The 24,531-nt window shown below is 43.1% G+C and carries 24 protein-coding genes; 10 read left to right on the top strand and 14 right to left on the bottom strand.

Annotated features, from left to right (window positions below; genetic code table 11):
* Positions 1-42 precede the first annotated feature (42 nt).
* From CFE23_RS09180 to CFE23_RS09170, 3 genes are all read right to left on the bottom strand, one after another.
* Positions 43-2,328, bottom strand: a complete 2,286-nt coding sequence (locus CFE23_RS09180; RefSeq protein WP_291086991.1) for a polyribonucleotide nucleotidyltransferase — start codon at positions 2,326-2,328, stop codon at positions 43-45.
* A 183-nt stretch (positions 2,329-2,511) separates the two neighbouring features.
* Positions 2,512-2,781: a 30S ribosomal protein S15 gene (gene rpsO / locus CFE23_RS09175; RefSeq protein WP_291086989.1), complete on the bottom strand. Its 270-nt coding sequence runs from the start codon at positions 2,779-2,781 to the stop codon at positions 2,512-2,514.
* Between the two features lie 138 nt (positions 2,782-2,919).
* Entirely contained in the window at positions 2,920-3,381 is a 462-nt protein-coding gene (locus CFE23_RS09170; protein ID WP_291086987.1) for a GAF domain-containing protein, read from the bottom strand.
* 67 nt (positions 3,382-3,448) lie between these two features.
* Here CFE23_RS09170 and xrtF point away from each other — a divergent pair, with 67 nt between their 5' ends.
* The 7 genes from xrtF (at position 3,449) to CFE23_RS09135 (ending at position 8,831) form a co-directional block, all read left to right on the top strand.
* A complete protein-coding gene (gene xrtF, locus CFE23_RS09165; protein ID WP_291086985.1) occupies positions 3,449-4,006 on the top strand; it encodes an exosortase family protein XrtF in 558 nt (185 codons plus the stop codon).
* Complete coding sequence (locus CFE23_RS09160; protein WP_291086983.1) at positions 3,981-4,430, top strand: exosortase F system-associated protein; 450 nt, start codon at positions 3,981-3,983, stop codon at positions 4,428-4,430. Before xrtF ends, CFE23_RS09160 begins: the two co-directional genes overlap by 26 nt.
* Before the next feature lie 45 nt (positions 4,431-4,475).
* Entirely contained in the window at positions 4,476-4,904 is a 429-nt protein-coding gene (locus CFE23_RS09155) for a hypothetical protein (RefSeq protein ID WP_291086981.1), read from the top strand.
* Between the two features lie 53 nt (positions 4,905-4,957).
* Positions 4,958-6,979, top strand: a complete 2,022-nt coding sequence (locus tag CFE23_RS09150) for a TonB-dependent receptor (RefSeq protein WP_291086979.1) — start codon at positions 4,958-4,960, stop codon at positions 6,977-6,979.
* A gap of 14 nt (positions 6,980-6,993) precedes the next feature.
* Positions 6,994-7,332: a cation transporter gene (locus tag CFE23_RS09145; protein WP_291086977.1), complete on the top strand. Its 339-nt coding sequence runs from the start codon at positions 6,994-6,996 to the stop codon at positions 7,330-7,332.
* Positions 7,329-8,048 carry a MauE/DoxX family redox-associated membrane protein gene (locus CFE23_RS09140; protein ID WP_291086975.1) on the top strand — a complete coding sequence of 240 codons (720 nt, stop codon included), beginning with the start codon at positions 7,329-7,331 and terminating at the stop codon, positions 8,046-8,048. Before CFE23_RS09145 ends, CFE23_RS09140 begins: the two co-directional genes overlap by 4 nt.
* A 96-nt stretch (positions 8,049-8,144) precedes the next feature.
* The gene (locus CFE23_RS09135; RefSeq protein ID WP_291086973.1) at positions 8,145-8,831 is read left to right on the top strand and encodes a VTT domain-containing protein; all 687 of its coding nucleotides are present in this window, start codon (positions 8,145-8,147) and stop codon (positions 8,829-8,831) included.
* A gap of 29 nt (positions 8,832-8,860) precedes the next feature.
* On the opposite strand, the gene CFE23_RS09130 is transcribed toward CFE23_RS09135, so the two are convergent.
* The 9 genes from CFE23_RS09130 to CFE23_RS09090 form a co-directional block, all read right to left on the bottom strand.
* On the bottom strand, positions 8,861-11,221 hold the full coding sequence (locus tag CFE23_RS09130) for a hypothetical protein (RefSeq protein ID WP_291086971.1): 2,361 nt from the start codon (positions 11,219-11,221) through the stop codon (positions 8,861-8,863).
* Positions 11,222-11,348: 127 nt separating this feature from the next.
* Positions 11,349-12,980 carry a chaperonin GroEL gene (gene groL / locus CFE23_RS09125; RefSeq protein ID WP_291086969.1) on the bottom strand — a complete coding sequence of 544 codons (1,632 nt, stop codon included), beginning with the start codon at positions 12,978-12,980 and terminating at the stop codon, positions 11,349-11,351.
* 24 nt (positions 12,981-13,004) lie between these two features.
* The gene (locus CFE23_RS09120; RefSeq protein WP_108369400.1) at positions 13,005-13,280 is read right to left on the bottom strand and encodes a co-chaperone GroES; all 276 of its coding nucleotides are present in this window, start codon (positions 13,278-13,280) and stop codon (positions 13,005-13,007) included.
* 134 nt (positions 13,281-13,414) lie between these two features.
* On the bottom strand, positions 13,415-13,798 hold the full coding sequence (secG, locus tag CFE23_RS09115) for a preprotein translocase subunit SecG (protein WP_291086967.1): 384 nt from the start codon (positions 13,796-13,798) through the stop codon (positions 13,415-13,417).
* An 11-nt stretch (positions 13,799-13,809) separates the two neighbouring features.
* Positions 13,810-14,661 carry a tetratricopeptide repeat protein gene (locus CFE23_RS09110; protein WP_291086964.1) on the bottom strand — a complete coding sequence of 284 codons (852 nt, stop codon included), beginning with the start codon at positions 14,659-14,661 and terminating at the stop codon, positions 13,810-13,812.
* 10 nt (positions 14,662-14,671) lie between these two features.
* Entirely contained in the window at positions 14,672-15,178 is a 507-nt protein-coding gene (locus CFE23_RS09105) for an LptE family protein (protein WP_291086962.1), read from the bottom strand.
* Positions 15,179-15,223: 45 nt separating this feature from the next.
* Positions 15,224-16,501 (bottom strand): sigma 54-interacting transcriptional regulator, encoded by a 1,278-nt coding sequence (locus CFE23_RS09100; protein ID WP_291086960.1) that lies wholly within the window; start codon positions 16,499-16,501, stop codon positions 15,224-15,226.
* Between the two features lie 86 nt (positions 16,502-16,587).
* Positions 16,588-18,036 carry a tRNA (N6-isopentenyl adenosine(37)-C2)-methylthiotransferase MiaB gene (miaB, locus tag CFE23_RS09095; protein ID WP_291086958.1) on the bottom strand — a complete coding sequence of 483 codons (1,449 nt, stop codon included), beginning with the start codon at positions 18,034-18,036 and terminating at the stop codon, positions 16,588-16,590.
* A 92-nt stretch (positions 18,037-18,128) separates the two neighbouring features.
* Positions 18,129-18,434, bottom strand: coding sequence for a hypothetical protein (locus tag CFE23_RS09090; protein ID WP_291086956.1), 306 nt, complete (start codon positions 18,432-18,434; stop codon positions 18,129-18,131).
* Positions 18,435-18,650: 216 nt separating this feature from the next.
* Between CFE23_RS09090 and CFE23_RS09085 the strand changes: the two genes are divergently transcribed.
* Positions 18,651-19,346: a hypothetical protein gene (locus tag CFE23_RS09085; protein WP_291086954.1), complete on the top strand. Its 696-nt coding sequence runs from the start codon at positions 18,651-18,653 to the stop codon at positions 19,344-19,346.
* 472 nt (positions 19,347-19,818) lie between these two features.
* On the opposite strand, the gene CFE23_RS09080 is transcribed toward CFE23_RS09085, so the two are convergent.
* Positions 19,819-20,091 (bottom strand): hypothetical protein, encoded by a 273-nt coding sequence (locus CFE23_RS09080; RefSeq protein ID WP_291086952.1) that lies wholly within the window; start codon positions 20,089-20,091, stop codon positions 19,819-19,821.
* A 75-nt stretch (positions 20,092-20,166) separates the two neighbouring features.
* A complete protein-coding gene (locus tag CFE23_RS09075; protein WP_291086950.1) occupies positions 20,167-20,343 on the bottom strand; it encodes a hypothetical protein in 177 nt (58 codons plus the stop codon).
* Between the two features lie 448 nt (positions 20,344-20,791).
* Between CFE23_RS09075 and topA the strand changes: the two genes are divergently transcribed.
* A complete protein-coding gene (gene topA, locus CFE23_RS09070; protein WP_291086948.1) occupies positions 20,792-23,308 on the top strand; it encodes a type I DNA topoisomerase in 2,517 nt (838 codons plus the stop codon).
* 2 nt (positions 23,309-23,310) lie between these two features.
* Positions 23,311-24,462, top strand: a complete 1,152-nt coding sequence (locus tag CFE23_RS09065; protein ID WP_291086946.1) for a formimidoylglutamase — start codon at positions 23,311-23,313, stop codon at positions 24,460-24,462.
* The last annotated feature ends 69 nt before the right edge of the window (positions 24,463-24,531 follow it).

The following is a 24,531-nucleotide window of genomic DNA, read 5'->3' as shown; positions in this document are numbered from 1 at the left end:
ACATCACTGCTTCGGGGTTCTTTATGAATTAATAACTGTAAATTATTCTTGAGGCGTTTCGCTGTTATCAGCGCCGTTTTCGTCTCTTCTTTCAGGGCGTGGGCCTCTGTTGTCGCGACTTCTGTCGTCTCTCCTGTCATCCCTTCTTGGACCGCGGTCGTCACGTCTTTCAGGACGTGGACCCCTGTCTTCCCTAGGTGCATTTTCATCCCTTGGAGGTCTTGGCATCAAAGCTTTTCTCGACACTTTCTCTTTTCTTGTTTTTGGATCGATACCCAGATATTTCACCTGGAATACATCACCCATATTGACCACGTCGGTAACGTTTTCAGTACGTGCCCAATCCAATTCTGAGACGTGAAGCAACACTTCGTTGCCCGGAGCTTCCGTATATTCTACTACAGCACCAAAGTCAAGCAATTTGATGACTTTCACTTCGTAAGATTCGCCAACGGTTGGTTTGAAAATGATAGAATCAATTTTCGCCAATACTGCTGCAATTCCTGCTGGATCTGTACCAAGGATTTCAACCACACCTTCTTCGTTAACTTCGTTGATCACGATAGTCGTTCCAGTTGCTTTTTGAAGTTCTTGAATCACTTTTCCTCCAGGGCCGATCAGCGCACCGATGAATGCACCAGGAATGGTTCTCATGATGATTTTTGGAGCGTGGTCTTTTACACCTGCTCTAGGTGTGTCTAAGGTTTCGATCAGTTTTCCAAGGATGTGCAAACGGCCATCACGGGCTTGTGCCAAAGCCTGCTCCATGATTTCGTATTTCAATCCGTCGATCTTGATGTCCATCTGACAAGCTGTGATTCCTTCTGAAGTTCCTGTTACTTTAAAGTCCATATCGCCTAAGTGATCTTCATCACCTAAGATGTCAGACAATACTGCGAAACGATCCCCATCGGTAATCAATCCCATGGCAATTCCTGAAACCGGACGAATCATCTGAACACCTGCATCCATCAAAGCCAAAGTTCCGGCACAAACGGTTGCCATAGAAGACGAACCATTTGATTCCAATACTTCAGAAACAACCCTGATTGTGTAAGGATTCTCAGCTGGGATCATGTTTTTCAAGGCACGTTGTGCGAGGTTTCCGTGACCTACTTCACGACGTGAAGTACCTCTCAACGGACGTGCTTCACCGGTAGAAAACGGCGGGAAATTATAATGCAAGTAGAATTTTTCTTCCCCTTGTTCTGATGGCGAATCAATTTGGTTAGCCTCTCTCGAAGTTCCCAAAGTCGCTGTTGCCAATGCCTGCGTTTCTCCACGTGTAAACAATGCAGAACCGTGAACTGATGGTAGATAATCTACTTCACACCAGATGGGACGGATTTCTGTGGTTTTCCTTCCGTCAAGACGCGTGCCTAAATCTAAGGTTACGTTACGAACGGCTTCTTTGTTAACTTCTTTGAAGTACTTAGAAATCAGGTCGCCATTTTCAAGCAACTCTTCTTCCGTGAACAAAGCTTTCACTTCTTCTTTTACTGCTTCGAATGCAGCGGAACGCTCTTGTTTTGCAGAACCTTTGCTCGCGATAGCGTAAATTTTGTCGTAAGCCGCTTCCTTTACCTTTGCAAGGATCGTCTCATCTGATTTTTCCTGATCATACGTACGCACTTCTTTTTTACCAAAAGCGGCCTGCAAACGCTCTTGTGCAGCGATCTGGTTTTTGATGTGCTCATGGGCGAATTTGATGGCTTCCACCATGTCCGCTTCTGAAATTTCTTTCATTTCTCCTTCTACCATCGCGATAGAATCGGTTGAAGCACCAATCATCATGTCGATATCGGACAGTTCCAATTGTGCACGGCTTGGGTTGATGATGAATTGTCCATCGATACGGCCAACCCTTGCTTCAGAAATCAGGGTTTCAAACGGAATGTCAGACAAAGCCAACGCTGCTGATGCGGCCAAACCTGCCAATGCATCGGGCATCACATCTTCGTCATGCGACATCAACTGGATCATCACCTGGACTTCAGCGTGATAATCACTTGGGAAAAGTGGACGCAATACACGGTCAACCAATCTCATTGTCAATACTTCGTTGTCACTCGGGCGTGCTTCTCTTTTAAAGAAACCGCCTGGAAAACGACCTGCTGCTGCAAATTTCTCGCGGTAATCTACCGTTAACGGTAAAAAGTCGATGCCAGGACTTGCCTTTCTTGCGGAAACAACTGTACCTAAAATAACAGTTTTTCCAATTCTTACTACTACAGAACCGTCGGCTTGTTTGGCCAAACGTCCTGTCTCGATTGTGATGCTTCTTCCATCACCTAAATCGATGCTTTCTACAAATAATTGTGGAATCATAAAATTTAATTCTCTAAGTTAAACAATGGGTTCTTAGTTGTGTTGTTGTGTAGTTGTTTAAGAACCCAATGAAAAACTAAACTTTTTTATCTACCGAAGCCCGCGGCCTAAGGTATACTATATCAGGCAAGGCCTGTTTTATGAAAAAAAAAAGAGGCGCGTGAGCACCTCTTTTTTATCGAATTATTTTCTGATATTCAATTCTTTGATAATCTCACGGTATCTGTTGATGTCTGTTTTCTTCAGATAATCCAGAAGGCTTCTTCTTTTACCTACGAGTTTCACAAGAGAACGCTCTGTGTTAAAATCGTGACGGTTTTTTTTCAAGTGGCCTGTGAGGTGGTTGATCCTGAATGTGAACAAAGCGATTTGCCCTTCAGACGAACCTGTGTTTGCTGCTGTTCCTCCGTGTTTAGCGAAGATTTCTTCTTTAACTTCCTTAGTTAAGTACATGCTAATATTATTTTAAATGATTATTATGTATGTGTCCATCTTTTGGATACGGGTGCAAAAGTAATGCTTATTTTTGGAAATACAAGGGCGGGCAATTAATAATTGACAATTAACAATTGATAATTTGGAGTAATGGGATTACTTCTCCAGTAATTTAGCCACTTCCTGATTTACAAATTCCAGGAATCTTTCGTCAGCTTCCGAAAAAGCGTCAATATCTTCAGAGTCAATGTCAATCTGCCCTAGGTTTTCACCATTTACGAATAAAGGAACCACGATTTCAGATTTAACCGTCATCGAACAGGCAATATAGTTGTCCTGTGCGGTCACATCCGGTACCACAAAGTTCTGGTTGGATACTGCGACCTGTCCGCAAATGCCTTTTCCAAATGGGATAATGGTGTGGTCCGTAGGTTCTCCGGCATAGGGGCCTAATTTAAGCTCAGGCTTGTCGCCGTTTTTGAAGTAAAATCCAACCCAGTCATAGTAATCTATGTTGTCCCGAAGCAAATGGCATACCTGCATCAGTTTGTCTTCGAGCAGCACATTGGCGTGGTGGAGGATATCGGCCACTTTCGGTTTTAGTTCTTCAAAAGTCATCAGATTGTTTTTTACAAAAGTATTTAATCGGCACAACTTTAATTTTATAAATTTGTTAAAAAAAATTATGAAGTCGTATCTGCAACGGTACAAGCCATTTTTAATATTCCTGAGCAAATTTCTGCTGTCGTATTTACTGCTCACTTTTCTTTATCAGGAGTATCTGAATCAGTTTGATGCCGCTAAATGTGAACCCGATGGAGCGACAAAATTGGTGTCTGAAAATACCGTTTGGTTCCTTAAGCTGATAGGGCATAATGCCGAGATTTATCCGCATCCCAACGAAGCATCCTATAAGTTGTTTGTCGAAGGGCATGCCGTAGCCAGGATTGTCGAAGGCTGCAATGCGGTGAGTGTCATGATTTTATTTGTTGCTTTCATCGTCGCGTTCAGTTCCCGGTTTTTAAAAACGACACTTTTTATATTTTCAGGTGTTTTATTGATTCATGTGTTAAATGTAATTCGGGTGGGCTTGATCAGCGTAGCGATGCGTACGTATCCGGAATACAAGGATTTTCTTCATGACATTGTTTTTCCGCTTTTTATTTATGGCGTGGTTTTCGGGCTTTGGGTGTTGTGGATTAATAAATTTTCGTCATATGCTAAAAAAAATCCTGCAACATAAGCTGAGAACGGCCATTTTTGTGGTGTTAGTCTGCACGCTCGCAGTAGTCAGGCTGTTTGAAAAAAAGCTTTTTTATGATCCATTTTTGGCATTTTTTAAAAGTGAATTCACTGCAAAACCGCTCCCTGAATTTGATGGGTTACAGCTTGCTGCTGGGTTGTTTATGCGTTATTTTTTCAATTCCGTCATATCACTGGCGATGATTTATGTTGCATTCAAGCAAAAGGAATTGGTAAGGTTTTCCGCGGTTTTATATGGTTTGTTTTTCGTAATCCTGATAATTTCATTTTTTCTGGTGATTTATTTTTCAGGTCCCCATAACAATTTGGTGTTATTCTACGTGCGGCGTTTCCTCATTCAGCCGTTATTCGTGGTACTTTTCCTTCCCGCATTTTATTATCAGGAGCAGCTTGCTAAAAAATAACATTTTATTGTGCCTGAACCTTTGATTTTTAGATACTTTTGCAGCATGAATCCGAAGAAATGTACAAGCGTGTTTTTAGCCATGCTGATATTGGTTACCAATATCGGTCTCGCTTTTAACGTACATTATTGCGGCGGAAAGGTTGCATCCATTTCTTCCATTTTCCATTCCGGCAAAGTTTGCAGTATGGAGAAAAGGGTGGTTGAGAAAGCGTGCTGTGCTAAAAAAATAGCCGAGGAACATCAGAGATGTTGCAAAGACAAGAAAGTGACACTCAAAAACAGCGCTGACAATGGTGTTGTAAAAGTGTTTTCGTTCCAGCTTGACACTCGTATTGTATTGCACAATGAATCACCATCTTTCCCGGAAGCGCAGTCTGAGTCCATTCCTCAGGAAAAATCTACCCATTATTATTGCGACGCGCATTCCCCGCCGCTGTTCAAACTCTATTCCTGTTACCTGCTTTACGCCTGATTTTGATGTTCACCTGATCGATCAACATTGATTAAGAACATTAAAATTTTATTATGCAAAAACAACTCATATTGCTTTTGCTGCTGATTCCCATGATCACTTTCGGGCAGGAAACCCAGGACACCCTGCAGGAAGTGAAGATTGAAGTCGGTCGTAAAAGTCTCAAAAAGTCCTTGAAGCTTACAGCCAACACCGTGACCATGACAAGTAATGAATTGCTTAAGGCCGCCTGTTGCAACCTTGCTGAAAGTTTCGAAACCAATCCCTCCATCGATGTCAATTTTCCGGATGCATTGACCGGGACGAAGCAAATTAAGATGCTTGGGCTTACCAGTCCGTATTTAATGATTACCGAAGAGAACATCCCTTCTGTCCGTGGTGCTTCCCAGGCCTATGGTCTGTCATTTACGCCCGGCACCTGGGTGGAAAGCATCCAGGTTACCAAAGGTGCAGGATCCGTGGTGAATGGTTACGAAAGTATCTCCGGACAAATCAATACGGAACTGATTAAGCCTGTGGGTGACATTCCGTTTTTCCTGAATGTCTACGGCTCTACAGACAGCAGGTTTGAAACCAACCTCCATTTCAACCGAAAACTTTCAGACAAATGGTCGTCCAGCCTTTTCGTACATGGGAACACACGTATTGCTAAAAATGACATGAATGATGACGGATTTATGGATAATCCCCTGGGAAGACAAATCAATGTGATGAACAGGTGGCAATACAACAACGCACAGAAAGGGTGGGTGAGTTTCATCAGCGCCAGGTTTATGGATGACGAAAAGCAAACCGGCCAGGTTGGGTTTGACAAAGGCAGTGACCGGGGTACTACAAACGCCTGGGGTTCTGAAATCAATACGCGCCGTTTTGATCTGGCGACCAAGATCGGATACGTATTTCCGGAAATGCCATATCAAAGCATCGGATTCCAGAATGCTTTTAACAGCCATGATCAGCAATCCTATTTTGGCCTAAACCAATACAACATCAGGCAGAACAGTTATTATTCGAATCTGATTTTCAATTCGATTATCAGCAATACCATGCACAAGTTCGCAACAGGACTGAATTTTGCCTATGATCAATACGAGGAATACGTTCAGGTGCCCGGGATCGATAGGAGTTTTGATCGTATAGATAATTCGGTTGGTGCGTTTTTCGAGTATACTTATGACAATACGGATAACTTCAGCCTCGTTGCCGGAGCGCGTTTCGACAAGCACAATCGTCTGGGGGCTTTTTTTACGCCCAGGCTGCATGTGCGTTATAACCCATGGCAAAAAGGCGTGCTGCGGTTTTCAGCCGGAAGAGGCAAGCGCGCGGCCAACATCTTTGCGGAAAATCAGCAACTTTTTGCGAGTTCCAGAACATTCAATATCGTTGAGGCCAGTGGGCGGGTCTATGGTTTAGATCCTGAGATTGCCTGGAACTACGGTATCAGTTTTTCGCAGCAGTTCTTTCTTTTTGGGCATAGCGCCGATGCGGGTTTTGACGTCTTCCGTACTGATTTCAGTAATCAGGCGGTGGCAGACTTATACAGGAGTCCGCAACAGGTCGCTTTCTATGGCAGCAAGTCGATAGCGAACAGTTTGCAGGTGGAATTTAATTTTGGCATCATTGAAAATCTCCATGCGAGGACTGCCTATAAGTTTTATGATATTCGAACAGATTACCTATCAGGGTCAGCAGAGCGGCCGTTACAGGCAAAACATCGATTTTTTGGAAACCTGGCATACGAAACCAAATTGCAGGCTGATGGCAGTCAGTGGAAATTTGATTACACCTACAACTGGATGGGAAGACAGCGCCTGCCCTTTACATGCACTAATCCCGGGGAAGACCAGCTGCCGGATTATTCGTCGCCATTCTCGCTAATGAATGTTCAGGCTACTAAAGTTTTTTCACGTGTTTTCGAGATCTATGCCGGTGCCGAGAACCTGAGCAATTACAGGCAGGAAAAAGCAATAGTGGGCAGCAGCGATCCGTTTGGTCCAAATTTTGATACCTCAATTGTCTATGCACCGGTGTTTGGCAGAATGTTATACGCCGGTTTACGTTTTAAAATAAAATAATAAAAATAAATCTCATGAAAAATATTGTATTAATAATCGCTTTTATGATTGGTTTTAGCGCCAATGCACAGGAAAATAAAAACAAAAACGCAAAGTACACCATCGAAGTGAATGGCAACTGTGAACAATGTAAAAAGCGCATTGAAAAGGCCGCTTTTGGTGTGGCCGGTGTAAAATCGGCGGTTTGGAATGTGGAAAGCCACAAGTTAAGCCTGATCCTGAATGAAGAGAAAACTTCTATCGCTGCGGTCGAAACGGCAGTGGCGAAAGTAGGACACGATACTGAAACGCAGAAATCCACCGATGAGGCCTACGAAAAATTACATTCGTGCTGTAAATACGACCGAAAATGAACCACACGTATTGGATCAAAGGGATGACCTGTGAGGGATGCAGCACTAGTGTAAAGTCAAAATTAGGAAGTGTTCCCGGTGTGTTTTCGGTTGAGGTAAATCTTAATAAGGGTGAAGCGACCATTGACGTGCAACGGCACATACTACTTTCTGAGTTGCAGGCATCATTGCCGGAAAAGTATACCATATTAGAAAAAACGGAAGGAGTGCGCACTGTGGTGAAAGGCGATAATGATAAATCTGATTGGGAAAGGCTTTTTCCATTGTTCCTTATTTTAGGCTACATTAGCATCGCGTCGTTTTTAATGAATCGGGAGGTAGTTTTTGGTACAGGTTTCATGCTCGACTTTATGGGGCTTTTCTACATCGTATTCAGTTTTTTTAAGATGTTGGATTTGAAAGGATTTCCTGAATCTTTCAGGATGTACGATCCCGTTGCAAAAAATGTTCCGGGATATGCCGTTGTCTATCCGTTCCTGGAGACGGCTTTGGGATTGATGTTTTTGATGCGCTTCCAGATCCCAATCGCCCTGGTTATGACAATCGTCGTTCTTGGCATTACAACAATCGGTGTTGCAAAGGTATTGCTGGATCGGCAATCGATTCAATGCGCCTGCCTGGGTACCGTATTAAAACTACCAATGACCAAAGCTACCATTATAGAGAACACCATTATGATCGTCATGGCGATTGTGATGCTTTTGTCCAATCCTTAATCGTTAATTAAACCAAAAAAGAGCGCATTAGATTGCGCGTACGGCAAATTATCCGTAATTTCACGCTCAATTTTTTTACCACTAAAACTGCAAAGAATGACCAATTTTGACTGGAAGAATTTACTGGATCCGTTGTATTACATTCATTTTGATATCAACGGGATAAAAGTGGGGTTATTCATTGTTTTATTCATCGTATTTGCTGAAACTGGTTTGTTTGCCGGGTTTTTTCTCCCGGGTGACAGCCTTCTCTTTTTAGCTGGGATATACAATCGGGAGCTTGTCGAAAATATTTTTGTGATCGAAAGCAGTTTCCTGAATGTTCTGGTTTTGTCTGTTTTGGTAGGTATAGCGGGGATATTGGGAAATATCGTTGGGTATTGGTTTGGATCGAAAAGCGGCCATTTCCTATACACCCGGAAAGACACTTTTTTATTTAAAAAGAAGTACCTGATCCAATCAAAAGACTTTTTTGAGCGGCACGGCGGCAGGGCGATAATCCTTTCAAGATTCCTGCCGATTTTCAGGACATTTGCCCCTATCGTGGCGGGAATTGTAAACATGAATAAAAAGAAGTTCATGTTTTACAACGTTGTCAGCTCATTTCTTTGGTCGTTCCTGTTAATATTTGCAGGGAACTACCTTTATAAATATTTGCTTAAAAATTTCCAGATTGATTTAAAAGACCATATCGAATTGATCATCATCGGCCTTGTCGTGGTTACGATAATTCCCGTGATTTACAAATTTGGAAAAAAGAGTATCACAAATGTTGAGCATTAAATAAAGAAGCCCCGTAAAAGGGGCTTTTGTTATTTTCTGGGAATTATCTTAATTTCTGAAATCAAGTTGCCATCCGCTGAAATGCCTTCAATTAACAACTTTACGGTTTGCTGTGCCAACGGGGGTATTTGGAAAGTGGATGCTCCTGATTCGTCCGTAAGCAGGTTCGGAATCCAATGAATTAAACCGAAATCTTCGAAGCCTTTTCCGCTTTTGTTTAAATATGCCGCGTTAGAAAAAGGACGGATCATTTCATATCCCTCCATAGTAAAGTCTACAGCATTTGATGTCGCTTCTTTAGTTGCATACTGACTTGCTTTTTTCCGATAGATTTTTATGACTCCGATATTGTTGGTGACCGAGGGAACAATAGCATGTGCGTCCAGGTAAATCTCATCAATGTCGTCCATTCTCATGCCGTCGAGTTCATCAAATGACATCAGTCTAAATGCGTCAATAAACACTACCGGTTGGTTTCTTTGTCCATTGATTGTTGTTCGGGAACGCCCATATACAGCCACCTTTCCTTTGTTTTTTTCTACATCAAATCCGTGATTCCGGATAAAATTCAGCACGTCTAGTCCGTTGTTTTCAGGAACCACTTTATAGCCTTTTAGTAACGCGTTACCGTAATTCATTTGCCTCGTTAGTTTGTACTTGTATTCAACTTTCACTTCGTCAAGTTGTATCTCCTTTTTGTCTGTGGATGTTGGTAAATCGGATGCTACGGGCTCAAATTGAGCGATGCATTGGGATGCTTCAGGGTGGAACAAAAAGCGGTAACTTCTTTTCGCATTGATCACTTTTGCATTCATTTTAAGCGGTAGTGGTTTGGTGATTTCGGGAATTTTAATGAGAGAAATGGATACATGGGATGAGTCACGCACCACGAGATTCTTAAAGTAGAATTCATTTTTCTCATTAATTTTCGCATATTCGTCGATACCCGCAAACACAGAATACAGTTTAATCCGGTATTTTTCAGGGTCGGCTAATTTTTGGTTCAGTGATCCTTTTACGGTTAGTCCATAATCGAACTCGGAGACTTCTTTTGGTTTTTTCGATACAATATCGGTCCAACGGTATTTAGGTTGTTTCTGATTGAGCAGCAAAAGATCCAATTCGAAATCTTTAGCTTTTGAAGAGGCTTCAAAATAGTACCTCGCACCCGGAATTTTGGTGGATAGATAAGGGTTTAAATATGCTGATCCGAATATGTCATCACTACCATGGTCAGCAATAGATTGGTCGGGAAGTACCGAAATGCTCAGATTGGTCTTTGGATCTTCCGTCTGAACTGTAAAGGTATTAATCGCCTTCACTGATGGGCTGATTTCCAGGGAAGATTGTTGCGTAGGCTTTTTAAAAATCAGCCGTTGACAGACTTCGTTTAAATCCGCATCAATAACCCTGATTGTATTTATTCCATCTGCAAAATCAGCCTTTGAAATTATAATTTTCTGTTCATCCGTATTGTCGGACAAACTGATCTCGTAGATCGTGGACTTCTGATCCTGATGGACCAACACAAAAAACGTTTTGTTTTTAAGCGAACGGACATATTCTTTATTTGCTCTCAACAGGATTAGCGTTCTGTCTGCAAAGGCATGATTATTTACTTCAAGGGCTATACCAGTGCTACTGGCATAAGGCAACGGCGTTTCGACAAGGTTTCCATTTATATTAAAGACAGCTTTGTAAAGACCCGCGTTGGGAAGGAAGTCAAACTTGCCATATCCAAATTTATTTAGGAATACTTTTGTAACTGCGGTACCTTTTTCATCGATAATTTCTCCTTCTGTTACTGGAATTGGCCTGTCTTTGCAGTCCGATATTTGTATGCCGACCGTGTTTCTTACACCGAAAATAATGTTGTTTCCACCTTCAGGATAAACGTTTACGTTAATTCGGGAATAGTCAGGTTTTTGCGAAGGTAAAAATGGCTTTTCAGAATTAATTATCGCCAGTCGGTATATTGATGATTCGTCTTCACTGAAATTATTCATCCAATTGGTGTAAAACTGAAGGTAGTAATCTCCCGAAGGACATTTTTCAGTCAGTTTTATGGTTCCCGAAAACGAGCCGCTGTTTGCAAAGACAAGTTGTTCGGAAACTTTATTTCCGTCCGCGTCGAGTAGAATGGCAAATACATTTGTAGTTGAGGCGAAAAGTTTTTTGGTCTTCCGTTGAAGTACATATCCTTTAAACCAAATTTGCTCGTTGGAGAAAAAGATATTTTTGTCAAGCTGCACGTGAATTATTTCCCTATCAAGGGAAAAATAATCCTGGATGTAACCCACCAGTTTTTCTTTTACAGGATCATTCTGGGCGTAGATGAAAGCAGATAAAAACAAAGTGGTCAAAAAGCAAAGGCGGATAGTTTTTTTCATATGGATTGTAGTTGATTATATTTAGCGACATAAAATTAGAAGATTTTATGAATTTCGTGTCAAATTGTAAAAATAAAAAAAGGAGTACGATAAAGTACTCCTTTTAATTTTCAAATAGAAACTATTTTTACATCATTCCGGGCATTCCGCCTCCCATTGGCATTCCGCCTCCGGCATTCTCTTCTTTAATATCCACCAGGGCACATTCCGTGGTAAGGATCATTCCGGCCACCGATGCTGCATTTTCAAGAGCCACACGGGTCACTTTTTTCGGGTCAATGATTCCCGCTTTCAGCATGTCAACGTATTCGTCGGTTTTTGCATTATAGCCATAGTCATCTTTGCCTTCTGCAACTTTCGCAACCACTACAGATCCTTCAAGACCGGCATTTTCTACGATGGTACGCAAAGGCGATTCTATGGCACGCGAGATGATCTGGATTCCTGTAGCTTCGTCAGCGTTGTCAGCAGTTACATTTTTTAAGGATGCTTTTGCGCGCAATAATGCAACGCCACCCCCTGCAACAATGCCTTCCTCAACCGCAGCACGCGTCGCATGTAAAGCATCATCAACACGGTCTTTTTTCTCTTTCATTTCCACTTCAGAGGCCGCCCCAACGTATAGGACTGCTACGCCGCCGGCTAATTTTGCCAGACGTTCCTGTAGTTTTTCGCGATCATAATCCGATGTAGTCGTCTCCATCTGGATTTTGATTTGATTGACACGATTTTTAATCAATTCAGCATCTCCAGCGCCACTCACTATTGTGGTGTTGTCTTTGTCAATGCTTACTCTTTTTGCAGTTCCCAACATATCAAGCGTTGCACCTTCCAGTGTGTAGCCTTTTTCCTCTGAAATTACGGTACCGCCGGTCAGGATTGCGATATCATCAAGCATCGCTTTTCTTCTATCTCCAAAACCTGGTGCTTTAACTGCTGCAATTTTTAACGCTCCGCGAAGTTTGTTTACCACCAAAGTGGACAAAGCCTCTCCATCAACGTCTTCGGCAATGATCAACAACGGTTTCCCTGATTGCGCCACTGGTTCAAGAACCGGAAGCAGTTCTTTTAGTGAGGATACTTTTTTATCATACAAAAGGATGTAAGGATTTTCGAGTTCCGCTTCCATTTTTTCAGGGTTGGTCACGAAATAAGGAGAAAGATATCCTCTGTCAAACTGCATCCCTTCAACTACATCAACATAAGTATCGGTTCCTTTTGCTTCTTCAACGGTGATTACGCCTTCCTTGCCTACTTTAGCAAATGCTGTTGCGATCAATTCGCCGATAACTTCGTCATTGTTCGCAGAGATTGATGCAATTTGTTTGATTTTTTCTGAATCGCTGCCCACCACTTTTGCCTGCTTTGCAAGATCTGCAACGATGGCTTCTACGGCTTTGTCAATCCCTCTTTTCAAATCCATTGGATTTGCACCCGCAGCGACATTTTTGAGGCCTTCTTTCACGATCGCCTGTGCAAGAACTGTAGCGGTGGTAGTACCGTCACCGGCAAGGTCATTGGTTTTCGAAGCCACCTCTTTCACCATCTGTGCGCCCATATTTTCAAGTGGGTCTTTCAATTCGATTTCTTTTGCAACAGTAACACCGTCTTTGGTAACATTCGGCGCGCCAAATGATTTGCCAATAATCACATTTCGGCCTTTCGGTCCTAATGTTACTTTCACTGCGTTAGCCAATGCGTCAACGCCACGTTTTAATCCGTCGCGTGCTTCAATATCAAATTTTATATCTTTTGCCATGGTATTTTTTGTTTACTTTTTTAATTAAATGATTGCCAAAATGTCGTCTTCGCGCATGATCAGGTAATCTTTGCCTTCGAATTTCAATTCTGTTCCTGCATACTTACCATAAAGTACGGTATCGCCTACCTTTACGGTCATTGCATGCTCCAAAGTGCCGTTTCCTACAGCCACCACGGTGCCTTTTTGTGGTTTTTCTTTTGCGGTGTCCGGGATGAAGATGCCAGACGCAGTCTGGGTTTCCGCAGCTACGGGCTCAATTAGGACACGGTCCGAAAGAGGTTTGATGTTTAAAGCCATAATATTTTAAATTTTTAGATAATTTTTGTTGTGCAGCCTTTTTCATAAATCATGCCAGATTGATCCTTCTGACAAAATTTCAGCAAAAAAAATGCCAGCAGTGACGCTGGCATTTGATATCAGTATGTGATAAATTACTTTTTTGTGGTTGCAGGCGCCTCTACAGGAACTGAAACTGTTTTTCCTGGTGTAGTCGTTGCATCCGCAGGTTTGGCTGGAGTAGCGTCAGGCTTCGCTGGCGTTGCAGCAGGTCCCGCCGGTTTTGCCGCTTCGATAGGGGCAACTGCAGGCGCATCATCGCTGAAGTTCATTCCTGAGAAAAGGATCAGTAAAATCAGTACGGTAGCCAATGTCCAGGTACTTTTGTCAAGAAAATCAGTGGTTTTCTGTACGCCGCCCAATTGCTGTGACCCACCCAATGAAGAAGAAAGACCGCCGCCTTTAGGATTTTGAACCATAATCACAATGATCAAAAGAAAGCAAACTATCGCGATCAATGCTAAAAAAACTATAAACATATTTTCTGTATTTAATTGTTATTCTGTTGTAAAATTCTGATGTCCGAAATTCGGTCTGCAAATAAACTACTTTTTTCCGGATATTTCAAAATTAAAATTTCATATGCCTGAATGGCTTTACTATATTTTCTTTGTTCGAGGTATACTTTCGCTAAAGTTTCTGTCATCAAAGCGCTGGTGTCGCTGTTTTCAAATGTCGATACCGCCGGAGTGGGGACATGATCCTTTACAGGAGATATTTTTGGATTGGCTTCGATAAACCGGTCAATGATTTCAATTTTTTTCTTTTTCTCTTCTTCGAGTCCGGTTTCAGCAGGTTGGTTTTCACGCTCGATAGGTTTACAGGCCGCCAATTGCAGCCATTCTCCAAACGAGTGTTTTTCAGCTCCGGAGAATTCCAGCGGCTTCCCGATTTCGAGTTTTTGTGCGACAGCTTCCGCTTCCGAAGGCTTTTCTTCGTCCCCGGTCGTCGGAGAAGCTTCTTTAATCGAATCGAGTATAGACTGTTCGAGTGTGTCGATTTTTATTTCAGGGACAGCAGCGTAGGGAACGACTTCCATTTCGTTCACCATGATTTCATTGATTGCCGCTTCTTTCTCGTCGAAGAATTGTTGTTGCAGCGCCTTGAAGTTTCCTGAAGTGATGAAGTCAAAAAGCACACTCCTGTCAGTGGTGTAGGCAGCGGTTACCTTTAATTGTTGGTTGTACCGGAAACTGTCCTGGTTGTAAAGTCCTTTGAGGTGTAGTGCACGGGCGCTTTGAAAATAGGGAAACTCGTGAACAATCCGTTCCAATACCATGGTTTGCCGGTCGCTTACCGCATCGGGCTTGTTTAATATATAGGTATAGTCGGATACGTTCATTTGTATTGTTTTACCATTTTGCCAATGACGCATTGAAAATATCCTGGGTAATGCGGTCGAAAATAAAATTCACTGTCTCGGTAAGCTGGGCGCCGGTAAGCTGGTCAGATCCGGGATAATCGCGGAAAAAAGAAAAAGATTTTTCAAAATTATCCTCCTCTTTGAGTTTGTTGGTAAACCGCACATTGATGACGATCGTCAGCCGGTTTTGGGCCGCGCGTTGGTCTGCTGTGGCCTGCATCGGTGTAATCCTGTAATCGGTTATTTCTCCTTCATACACAAGTTCGCCACCGGTGTTGGTAAGGTTTAGGTTTGTCTGGTTTTGGATCAACTCCTGCAATTGCTGCGTAAACGTACGCTCGATTCCAGGTTGTACGAGATCCGCATTGTTCTGGAAATAATTTACCTGGAATGTTTTTGCCGCGATGGGGGCGGTACCCGTAAAATTATAGGCGCCACAGCTGTTTAGGCAAAAGGCAAGCAGGCTAAAGAATGAAATCAGGAGATATTTTTTCATTTTATTTATAAAATCCAAAGATAAGATTTTGAGTGTAAAGGGAAACTATAAATCAAACTGTTTGATTTTTCGGTACAGGGTTCTTTCGGAAATACCCAGCTCGTCGGCCGCTGCTTTTCGCTTTCCCTTGTTTTTCTCTAAGGATTTTTTAATCATCTCGATTTCTTTTTGCTCGAGTTTCAGCGTCTCTTCCTCTTCAACAGTTTCTGCAAATAGGTATTTATCGTCGCGGCTGTCATTGATAAAATGGTCCTGCTTGGCGTTTGAAATGGCTGGCAGCATTGATGCGCGCGCGTTATCCGGCTGGTCGTCAAAGTCAAAATCCGATTCATCGGTATTGTCGCCATAGATTTTCTGGATCAGGCTGGGGTTTGTTTCCTGTACTTTGCTGCTCCCGTTTTTCATGAGTTCCAGCGTCAGTTTTTTCAGGTCGTTCAGGTCACTTTTCATATCAAACAATACCTTGTATAGGATTTCCCTTTCGGTACTGAAATCGCTTTCACTTTTCCCGGTCTTAATCACCGAAGGAAGATTCGATCCTTCGCTTGGCAGGTACGACTGCAGCGTGTTAAAGGTGATGTCGCGGTTGGTTTCCAATACCGAAATCTGCTCGGCGACATTTCGCAATTGCCGGATGTTTCCGCTCCAGCGAAATTTCTGCAGCAACTGTACCGCACTGTCATCCAGTTTTAATGGCGGCATTTTGTATTTGTGCGCAAAGTCTGAAGCAAACTTCCGAAATAACAAATGGATGTCGTCCTTTCTTTCGCGCAGCGCCGGCAGCATGATGTCGACGGTACTTAGCCTATAATACAGGTCTTCCCGGAATTTTCCCTTTTCGATCGCGTCGAACAGGTTTACGTTTGTGGCCGCTACAATGCGGACATTCGTTTTCTGTACCTGTGAGGAGCCGACTTTGATAAACTCCCCGTTTTCCAGCACCCGAAGCAAACGGACCTGCGTGGTTAGAGGCAGTTCGCCTACTTCATCCAGGAATATCGTCCCGCCGTTAGCCACCTCGAAATAGCCTTCGCGGGTACCTGTTGCGCCTGTAAACGATCCTTTTTCGTGTCCGAAGAGCTCACTGTCAATCGTGCCTTCGGGAATAGCACCGCAGTTTACGGCGATGTATTTCCCATGTTTCCGGTGCGACAGCGAATGGATGATCTTTGGAATGCTTTCTTTACCGACGCCGCTTTCCCCAATCACCAATACAGTGATATCGGTGGGAGCCACCTGGATGGCCTTTTCAATGGCGCGGTTTAGTTTCGGGTCATTCCCGATAATTTCAAATCTTTGTTTTATGGCCTGTACGGATTCCATATTCTTTATTTTATTGTTTGCAATGTAGCAGAATCCGATAAAGGAATTCTTACACTTAAATTGCAAAAACTTACATCATTAGGTTTTTAGTTCATGTCGCTCAGGCCAACGGCTTTCCCAATCAGGGTTCCGCTGGTGCAATCGGTGATGGTTACGTTTACGAAATCGCCCATTTTGTAGTTCTCTTTTGGGAAAACCACCATGATGCTTTGGGAATTTCGTCCGGACCAGTCGTTGTCTGATCGTTTTGATTCTTTTTCAATCAGTACTTCCACTGTTTTGCCAACAAACTCATTTGTCCTGATGGCACTATGGGTCCTTTGGAGGTCTACGATTTCCTGCAGTCGGCGCAGTTTCACTTCTTCCGGCACATCGTCTTCCATTTTTCTTCCGGCCAGTGTTCCGGGCCTTTCGGAATAAGCATACATATAACCAAATCCGTATTTTACGTGTTCCATCAGGCTTAAGGTATCCTGGTGGTCCTGTTCGGTTTCGGTCGGGAAGCCTGCGATCATGTCCTGCGTGATGCTGCATTCGGGAATGATCCTGCGGATGTTTTCGATCAGGGTGATGTATTCGGCACGCGTGTGCAGCCTGTTCATTTCTTTCAATATCCGGTCGCTTCCGGACTGTATGGGAAGGTGGATGTGTTTGCAGACGTTCGGGTATTTGGCGATCACATGCAAAACACTTTCATGCATATCCTGCGGATTCGACGTAGAAAAACGGATGCGCATTTTTGGGAATGCTTCGGCCACCATGGAAAGCAGTTGGTCAAAAGACACTGCCGTGGCCTGTTGCATGGGTGATGCTTTGTCGAAATCCTTCTTCAGCCCGCCGCCGTACCACAAATAGCTGTCTACGTTTTGACCCAGAAGCGTTATTTCCTTGAAGCCCTTTTGCCACAGGTCGGCGATTTCCGCCATGATGCTCTGGGGTTCCCGGCTCCGTTCGCGACCACGGGTGAACGGAACGACGCAGAAGGTGCACATGTTGTCGCAGCCGCGCGTAATCGATACGAAAGCGGTGATGCCGTTAGACAAGAGCCGTACCGGTGACACATCGCCATAGGTTTCCTCTTTTGAAAGAATGACATTAATGGCGTCGTTGCCCGCTTCGACTTCTTTCAATAAATTAGGTAAATCCTTGTAGGCATCCGGACCGACGACGAGGTCGACAATCTTCTCCTCATCGAGGAACTGGCTTTTGAGCCTTTCCGCCATACAGCCGAGCACACCCACTTTCATTTTCGGGTTTTGGCGTCTTTTGACGGCATTGTATTTCTCGAGGCGTTTGCGTACGGTTTGTTCCGCTTTGTCGCGGATGGAACAGGTATTCACGAGAACCAGGTCGGCCTCTTCCAGAATTTGCGTGGTATTGAAGCCGTTTTCCAAAAGGATGGAGGCGACGACTTCACTGTCGGAAAAATTCATTGCACAGCCGTAGCTCTCAATAAAAAGTTTCTTGGTGTTTCCTGATTTATGTCCTAAAACGAGGCTTTCGCCCTGTTTGCTTTCTTCAATGACCTTTTCCATAAATGATGCGTGTCCTCTAAATTCTGAGGGCTTCAAAGATACAGGAATTCTGTCGAATATGACAAGTTGGCAGACGGAGTTTAACAAATCTTTTAAAAATGGGTAATATCAATTGGCTTCAGGTTTCTTTGATGATCCGATCTGATTAGGGCAAACCGTTTTTTGCTCCCGTGGAACGGCTTATTGGTCCGGGTGTTTGCGGTTTTCCTCCTGATGTACGTCAGGCCGCTCCGTTTATCACTTGCGTTGTTCCGGGCATCTGTTGCTTCACTCCGGGCATCTGTTGCTTCACTCCGAGCGTCCATCGCTTCACTCCGGGCGTTCATTGCTTTACTCCGGGTGTCCGTTGCTTCACTCCGGGCGTCCATCGCTTCACTCCGGAAGCCTGTCGGGGACATTTTTTTAAGAAATTGGGGCGGATTTTACCGGATAAGGTAAGATTCTTTTTGACCACGTTGCCGGTTGTTTTTAATAAGGTAAATTTTGTAATAACATTAACATATTTTGTATTAAAAAGCTAAATTTATGCTAATTATGATTGTTTTAACTTTTAATTTTTGGGTTTTAATAATTTTGAATCACAAATTTTTATTAACCCTTAAACAATTAAAATTATGCCAAAGAAAGAAATGATTGTGCCCGATTTCAATTTTTCATACGGGTACCTGAAACAACTTGCAGACAGCACTTTGCTGTTGATTGACCGCGATACTGTGGAGTTTACGGACCGTGGCTTTACCCCGGCAAAGCGCACGCAGATCGTTACCGCATTGACCAATTTCTCCAATTTTCCTACAGATGAACAAATCAATGGCCTCAAGATTACGGCCACTGCTACGAAAGATGCCGCCCGTGCCGCCGTTGAAAAACAGATGCGCACATTTTTGCTGGCGGCGAAGGCGGTGTTCGGTACCAATACGGGAAGTTATAGGGAATTTGGAAACGCAGACCTCACCAGGCAAACTGATGCCGAATTGGTGCGAAATGCCAAAGTGGTGGTGGTCACTGCAACGAAATACCTGTCCAACCTGGCAGGGGAGGGCATCACTGCTGCGAAAATTACGGCACTTGATAATGCCCGGATTGTGTTTGATACCGCCATTGACCAGCAGACCCAGGCTGTGAATAATCGCGACAGCAGTACAGAGCAGCGCGCCATCCTGGCCAATGCGCTTTATGCATTGCTGGTCAAGTACAGCGATACCGGGAAGGACATCTGGGCGGAAGCCAGTGAAGCCAAATACAACGATTATATTATTTACAATACGGTTACCGGCGGTCCGGAAGAGGCGTCTGGCACTGCGGAGTAAAGTAGTTTAGGTTAATTGGAAAGGAGGGGCAGGCGCCTCTCTTTTTTTATGGTAGAAAGTGATGTAGGTGTTTTCTTTTAGCGTTGCCCTAAAAATTGGACCAAAGCAGCCATTTTTATGGATCTTTATTTCAATAAAAGAAAGGGGTTTTGGTGGTTGTGTTTTAGATAATACCCTAACTATGGTTGTAGCATCGGATCCTTGGAAAATTTTAGAAAAAGTATGGCTTTTCCGTAAAATTTGTTTTGGGGAAGTTGTATTTTACCTTCAGGGAAGGGGAGGTTGTGGTCCCTACGAAACGGCTAGAATTTTCATTACGATAGATTCGGAAATTTTGTTAATGTTTTGAGGGGTTGTTGGAGTCGGTGTGTTGGGATTTAAATAGCAGTGCCGTGCGAATAGAAAAAGAGAAGCAATGGCCTCTCTTTTTTTGGGAAACAGTTTCTTTTCAAACTTTGTCTGCTAGCTTTTTTTATGTAAATAGGTATTTTGCTGTATACACCAGGGAAAATAAGATTAATACCAGTATTAAAAAATTCATCTTCTCTTTGTAAAGCCTTGTCTTGTTTATCCTGTCCTGTTTTCTGAGGTAAATTAATTCCAGTACAGCCGCCGCGAATACTACCCCCAAAACCGTAAATCGCAAATAAGATTTATTGAGGTGTGTATCAATTGGAATCGCCGTAATAAGCAAATAGGCGGTCACAACCAGTGTAAGTACTATTTTCAATATTCGTCTTGTCATGTCAAAGGTTATTTGAATATATAACAGTGTCGTGATTTCTTTTTTAATACTTCCGGGGCATTTCGCAAAAAGAGTTTAAGAAGGCAGGGGATAAATAATCTCCATTAGGATAAACATCAAAATCAAAATCACAGACATCACAATCGCGACCATCACCCAGCGGTTGAAAATAAGGGATTTGGAATGCTCATCTTTTGCCTTTTGTACAGATTCATATATGACATAAGGAACCGCCAATATAATATATGCCATAAAAATATAAAATTCATCATAATGTTTAGGCAGAAAAAAACTTCTGCAAATGAATAGCATTGTAAGGATAAAGAAAGCGATTTTTAAATATTTTCTCATGTAAGGCAAGGCATTTATGACATTCTTAATCCGCATGATGATAGCACGTTTCCGCAATGCGTGAAATTGCTCCTTCATGAAAATCTGTTGTTGTTTGTAAAAGAGTCCAAACTACAAAATAAACGGGAAGAAATTGCAAACACCTAAAATATGTTTTGACTTTCACTGGTGGGTTTTCTGAAAATAGGGAAGGGCCTGCGTAAGATTTTCGAGTGGAGACCGTCGCCGGAAAAGAGCTCACAAAACGATAATATTAAGGTAAAGCCAGAATGCCGAAATCAGCGGAAAAAAATAAAAAAATTGGAATTTAAAAAAAACATATACTTTTGCCAACAACAAAAAAAGGATTATGGCAAAGAATTTAGTGATCGTGGAGTCGCCTGCAAAGGCTAAGACAATTGAGAAATTCCTTGGTCCGGACTTTCAGGTGGAATCCAGTTACGGGCATATTGCAGACCTTCCGTCGAAGGAGATTGGTGTGGACGTGGAGAATGGATTTAAGCCAAGGTATGAAGTCTCTCCAGACAAAAAGGCACTGGTCAGCAAGCTGAAAACGCTTTCAAAAAATGCAGAAATGGTTTGGCTGGCTTCCGATGAGGACCGTGAGGGAGAGGCGATTTCGTGGCACCTTGCTGAGGAATTGAAACTGGATAAAAACAAGACCAAACGAATTGTTTTTCACGAGATTACAAAATCGGCAATCCTAAAGGCGATTGATAATCCAAGGGAGATTGATTACAACCTCGTAAATGCCCAACAGGCACGGAGGGTACTAGACAGGCTCGTAGGATATGAGCTTTCACCGGTGTTGTGGCGGAAGGTAAAAGGCGGGCTGTCAGCTGGTCGTGTCCAATCGGTGGCCGTAAGGCTGATTGTCGAAAGGGAACGCGAAATTCAGGATTTTAAAGCGACGGCCTCTTTTTCAGTCACGGCAGAATTCGTAAATGAAGCCGGAAAGTCATTCAAGGCAAGGCTTCCGAAGAATTTTAGCACAAAGAAAGAAGCAGAGGATTTTCTGCAAAAAAATATTGGTTCTATATATAAGGTATCGGATTTGGAAACCAAGCCGACGCGCAAGTCGCCTGCTGCACCGTTTACGACGTCTACTTTACAGCAGGAAGCTGCACGGAAACTGTATCTCCCGGTTGGAATTACGATGCAGTTGGCACAGCGTTTATATGAGGCGGGATTGATTACATACATGAGAACCGACAGCGTAAACCTGTCGCAGGAAGCAATGGGCGCCGCGAAAGCTGAAATCATTTCTTCGTATGGAGAACAGTTTTCCAAACCACGGACTTTTGCCAATAAGAGCAAAGGTGCACAGGAGGCCCACGAAGCGATCCGTCCGACAGACATGTCAAGGCATACGGTAAATATTGATCGAGACCAGGCAAGGCTGTATGAGCTGATCTGGAAGCGGACTTTAGCTTCGCAGATGAGTGATGCGGAACTGGAACGGACGAATGTGAAAATTGAAGCGAGTAATCACGGCGAGTATTTTAACGCCACCGGTGAAGTGCTGTTGTTCGAAGGGTTTTTGAAGGTGTATCTCGAAGGCCATGATGAGGATGAGGAAGAACAGGAAGGCATGCTGCCCGCTTTACGGATCAATGAGAAATTGCTCGGCAATTACATTACTGCAACCGAAAGGTATACCAGGCCGGCTGCAAGATATACGGAAGCGTCTTTGGTAAAGAAACTGGAAGAGCTTGGGATTGGAAGGCCGTCGACTTATGCGCCTACCATTTCGACAATCATCAATAGGAATTATGTTGAAAAAGGCAATCTGGAAGGGCAGGAGCGCAATTATGTGCAGATGACTCTGGCTTCCGGGAAGATTGCGGAAAAACAACTTAAAGAAAATACAGGTTCTGACAAAGGGAAATTGGTACCGACGGATATTGGAACAATCGTCACAGACTTCCTCGTCAAGAATTTTGAAAACATCCTGGATTATAATTTTACGGCAAAGGTTGAACAGGATTTTGATGAGATCGCGGAAGGCAATGTGAACTGGGCGAAAATGATGCAGGAATTCTATAGCCATTTTCATCCAAATGTTAAGGAAGTCGAAGCCAATGCGGAGCGTGAAAGCGGTGAACGTATTTTAGGGAAAGACCCGAAAACCGGCAGGCAGGTAAGCGTGAGGCTCGGGAAATTCGGGCCTATGGCACAAATCGGGGAGCCCGAAGATGATGATAAATTGTTTGCGAGCCTAAGGGCGGATCAGAATATTGGGAACATCACTTTGGAAGATGCCCTGAATTTATTTTTGCTGCCAAAGAATCTTGGTATATATAAAGGTGAAGAAGTTGAAGTGAATAATGGACGCTTCGGTCCTTACGTGCGGTTTGGAAAGATGTTCATTTCGCTTCCAAAAGGAGAAGACCCGCTTGATGTCGCTATGGAGCGTGCGCAGGAGCTGATTGACGAAAAGTCGAAGGCGGATGCCCCGATTGCGCATTACAAAAATGAAGCCGTGCAGAAAGGTGTGGGACGTTTTGGTCCGTTTATCAAATGGAACGGGATGTTTATCAATGTGAATAAAAAATACAATTTCGATAACCTTTCGCAGTCAGATATCGTCGAACTCATCGAGGACAAGCTGCAGAAGGAAATTGATAAAGTCATCCATAGCTGGCCGGAAGAAGGCATTTTGGTAGAAAAGGCCCGATGGGGGAGATCTGTCATCACCAAAGGCAAGATCAAAATTGAACTCAACAAGGACGTGGATGCCGCAGGGCTGACTCTGGCACAGGTTCAGGAGATGATTGAAAAGAAATCACCTGCCAAGAAGGTGGCTGCAAAGAAAGCACCTGCTAAAAAGACTGCTGCTAAAAAAACCGCTGTTAAAAAGAAATAGAAATGGAACTGGATTTTCTTAAGCCTGTAAGTGCTGACATTATTTCGTATACGGAAGCGCTGTCTTCGCAGCATTTTGGAAGTAAAGTGATGATGCATTCTGGGACAGACTTTCCTGACCTGAGCAGTGTTAGGATTGCTGTTGTAGGGGTATTGGAAAATAGAGGTAAACATCTCGGGTATGAGGAAGTTGATCTCGACAGTATCAGAAAGCAATTGTACGAGCTTTTCCCTGGTAATTGGGACGCTGCAGTTGCGGACTTAGGGGACATCGCTCCGGGGAATTCCTTGTCAGACACCTACTTTGCTGTTCAGGGAGTAGTTTCAAACCTGATTAAGAGAAAAATCATACCTATTATAATAGGTGGCACACAAGATCTTACGTATGCACTCTACCGGGCTTATGATAATCTGGAACAAATGGTTAATCTGGTGTCGATTGACAGCCGATTTGATTTTGGGAAGCATGAGGGTGAAATCAGTGCGGATTCGTACCTTACGAAGATGCTCATGGACGAGCCGACAAACCTGTTTAATTACAGCAATATTGGATTTCAGACCTATTACAATTCTCAGGAAGAAATTGATTTGATTGAAAAGTTGTTTTTTGATGCTTACCGACTCGGAGAAGTTTGTGCCAATATATCGATTTCGGAACATGTTTTTCGAGATGCAGACCTTGTGAGTTTAGATTTAACATCCGTAAAGTCTTCTGATTCAGGTAATTTTGTTACTTTTACGCCTAACGGCTTCAATGGAAAAGAAGTGTGTGCGTTGGCGCGCTATGCGGGAATCAGTGATCGAGTTTCTTTATTTGGCATATTCAATCACGGAAACTCGGCGCAGGAATCGGTGCTAATCGCCCAGATCATCTGGTATTTTATAGAGGGAATTAATTACCGTTCGAATGAATATCCTTTTGGTAGCCGTGAGAATTATTTAAAGTACACTGTTCCGATTGATGATGATCAATTGGTGTTTTATAAAAGCAATAAAACAGACCGTTGGTGGATTGAAATTCCGTATGTTTCAACCGGAAATAATAAATTAAAAAGAAACACGTTATTACCGTGTTCCTATAAAGATTACGAAGAAGCCTGCAACCAGGAGTTGCCTGGAAGGTGGTGGAAAGCACAGCGAAAGAATATGCTGTAAATCAGTTACATTGATGCGTAAAGTTTTGTATTTACTGCTGATTTCACACATTTTTAAGTTTTTGTTAGT

Source organism: Flavobacterium sp. BFFFF1 (assembly GCF_002256285.1).
Lineage (GTDB): Bacteria > Bacteroidota > Bacteroidia > Flavobacteriales > Flavobacteriaceae > Flavobacterium.
Note: the sequence above shows the minus strand (reverse complement) of the source record. Positions and strands in the feature narration are given on the sequence as shown.

Coding starts and splice junctions, on each gene's coding strand:
- CFE23_RS09180 (WP_291086991.1), bottom strand. CDS start 2,328: ATGATTCCACAATTATTTGTAGAAAGCATCGATTTAGGTGATGGAAGA.
- rpsO (WP_291086989.1), bottom strand. CDS start 2,781: ATGTACTTAACTAAGGAAGTTAAAGAAGAAATCTTCGCTAAACACGGA.
- CFE23_RS09170 (WP_291086987.1), bottom strand. CDS start 3,381: ATGACTTTTGAAGAACTAAAACCGAAAGTGGCCGATATCCTCCACCAC.
- xrtF (WP_291086985.1), top strand. CDS start 3,449: ATGAAGTCGTATCTGCAACGGTACAAGCCATTTTTAATATTCCTGAGC.
- CFE23_RS09160 (WP_291086983.1), top strand. CDS start 3,981: ATGCTAAAAAAAATCCTGCAACATAAGCTGAGAACGGCCATTTTTGTG.
- CFE23_RS09155 (WP_291086981.1), top strand. CDS start 4,476: ATGAATCCGAAGAAATGTACAAGCGTGTTTTTAGCCATGCTGATATTG.
- CFE23_RS09150 (WP_291086979.1), top strand. CDS start 4,958: ATGCAAAAACAACTCATATTGCTTTTGCTGCTGATTCCCATGATCACT.
- CFE23_RS09145 (WP_291086977.1), top strand. CDS start 6,994: ATGAAAAATATTGTATTAATAATCGCTTTTATGATTGGTTTTAGCGCC.
- CFE23_RS09140 (WP_291086975.1), top strand. CDS start 7,329: ATGAACCACACGTATTGGATCAAAGGGATGACCTGTGAGGGATGCAGC.
- CFE23_RS09135 (WP_291086973.1), top strand. CDS start 8,145: ATGACCAATTTTGACTGGAAGAATTTACTGGATCCGTTGTATTACATT.
- CFE23_RS09130 (WP_291086971.1), bottom strand. CDS start 11,221: ATGAAAAAAACTATCCGCCTTTGCTTTTTGACCACTTTGTTTTTATCT.
- groL (WP_291086969.1), bottom strand. CDS start 12,980: ATGGCAAAAGATATAAAATTTGATATTGAAGCACGCGACGGATTAAAA.
- CFE23_RS09120 (WP_108369400.1), bottom strand. CDS start 13,280: ATGGCTTTAAACATCAAACCTCTTTCGGACCGTGTCCTAATTGAGCCC.
- secG (WP_291086967.1), bottom strand. CDS start 13,798: ATGTTTATAGTTTTTTTAGCATTGATCGCGATAGTTTGCTTTCTTTTG.
- CFE23_RS09110 (WP_291086964.1), bottom strand. CDS start 14,661: ATGAACGTATCCGACTATACCTATATATTAAACAAGCCCGATGCGGTA.
- CFE23_RS09105 (WP_291086962.1), bottom strand. CDS start 15,178: ATGAAAAAATATCTCCTGATTTCATTCTTTAGCCTGCTTGCCTTTTGC.
- CFE23_RS09100 (WP_291086960.1), bottom strand. CDS start 16,501: ATGGAATCCGTACAGGCCATAAAACAAAGATTTGAAATTATCGGGAAT.
- miaB (WP_291086958.1), bottom strand. CDS start 18,036: ATGGAAAAGGTCATTGAAGAAAGCAAACAGGGCGAAAGCCTCGTTTTA.
- CFE23_RS09090 (WP_291086956.1), bottom strand. CDS start 18,434: ATGTCCCCGACAGGCTTCCGGAGTGAAGCGATGGACGCCCGGAGTGAA.
- CFE23_RS09085 (WP_291086954.1), top strand. CDS start 18,651: ATGCCAAAGAAAGAAATGATTGTGCCCGATTTCAATTTTTCATACGGG.
- CFE23_RS09080 (WP_291086952.1), bottom strand. CDS start 20,091: ATGACAAGACGAATATTGAAAATAGTACTTACACTGGTTGTGACCGCC.
- CFE23_RS09075 (WP_291086950.1), bottom strand. CDS start 20,343: ATGGCATATATTATATTGGCGGTTCCTTATGTCATATATGAATCTGTA.
- topA (WP_291086948.1), top strand. CDS start 20,792: ATGGCAAAGAATTTAGTGATCGTGGAGTCGCCTGCAAAGGCTAAGACA.
- CFE23_RS09065 (WP_291086946.1), top strand. CDS start 23,311: ATGGAACTGGATTTTCTTAAGCCTGTAAGTGCTGACATTATTTCGTAT.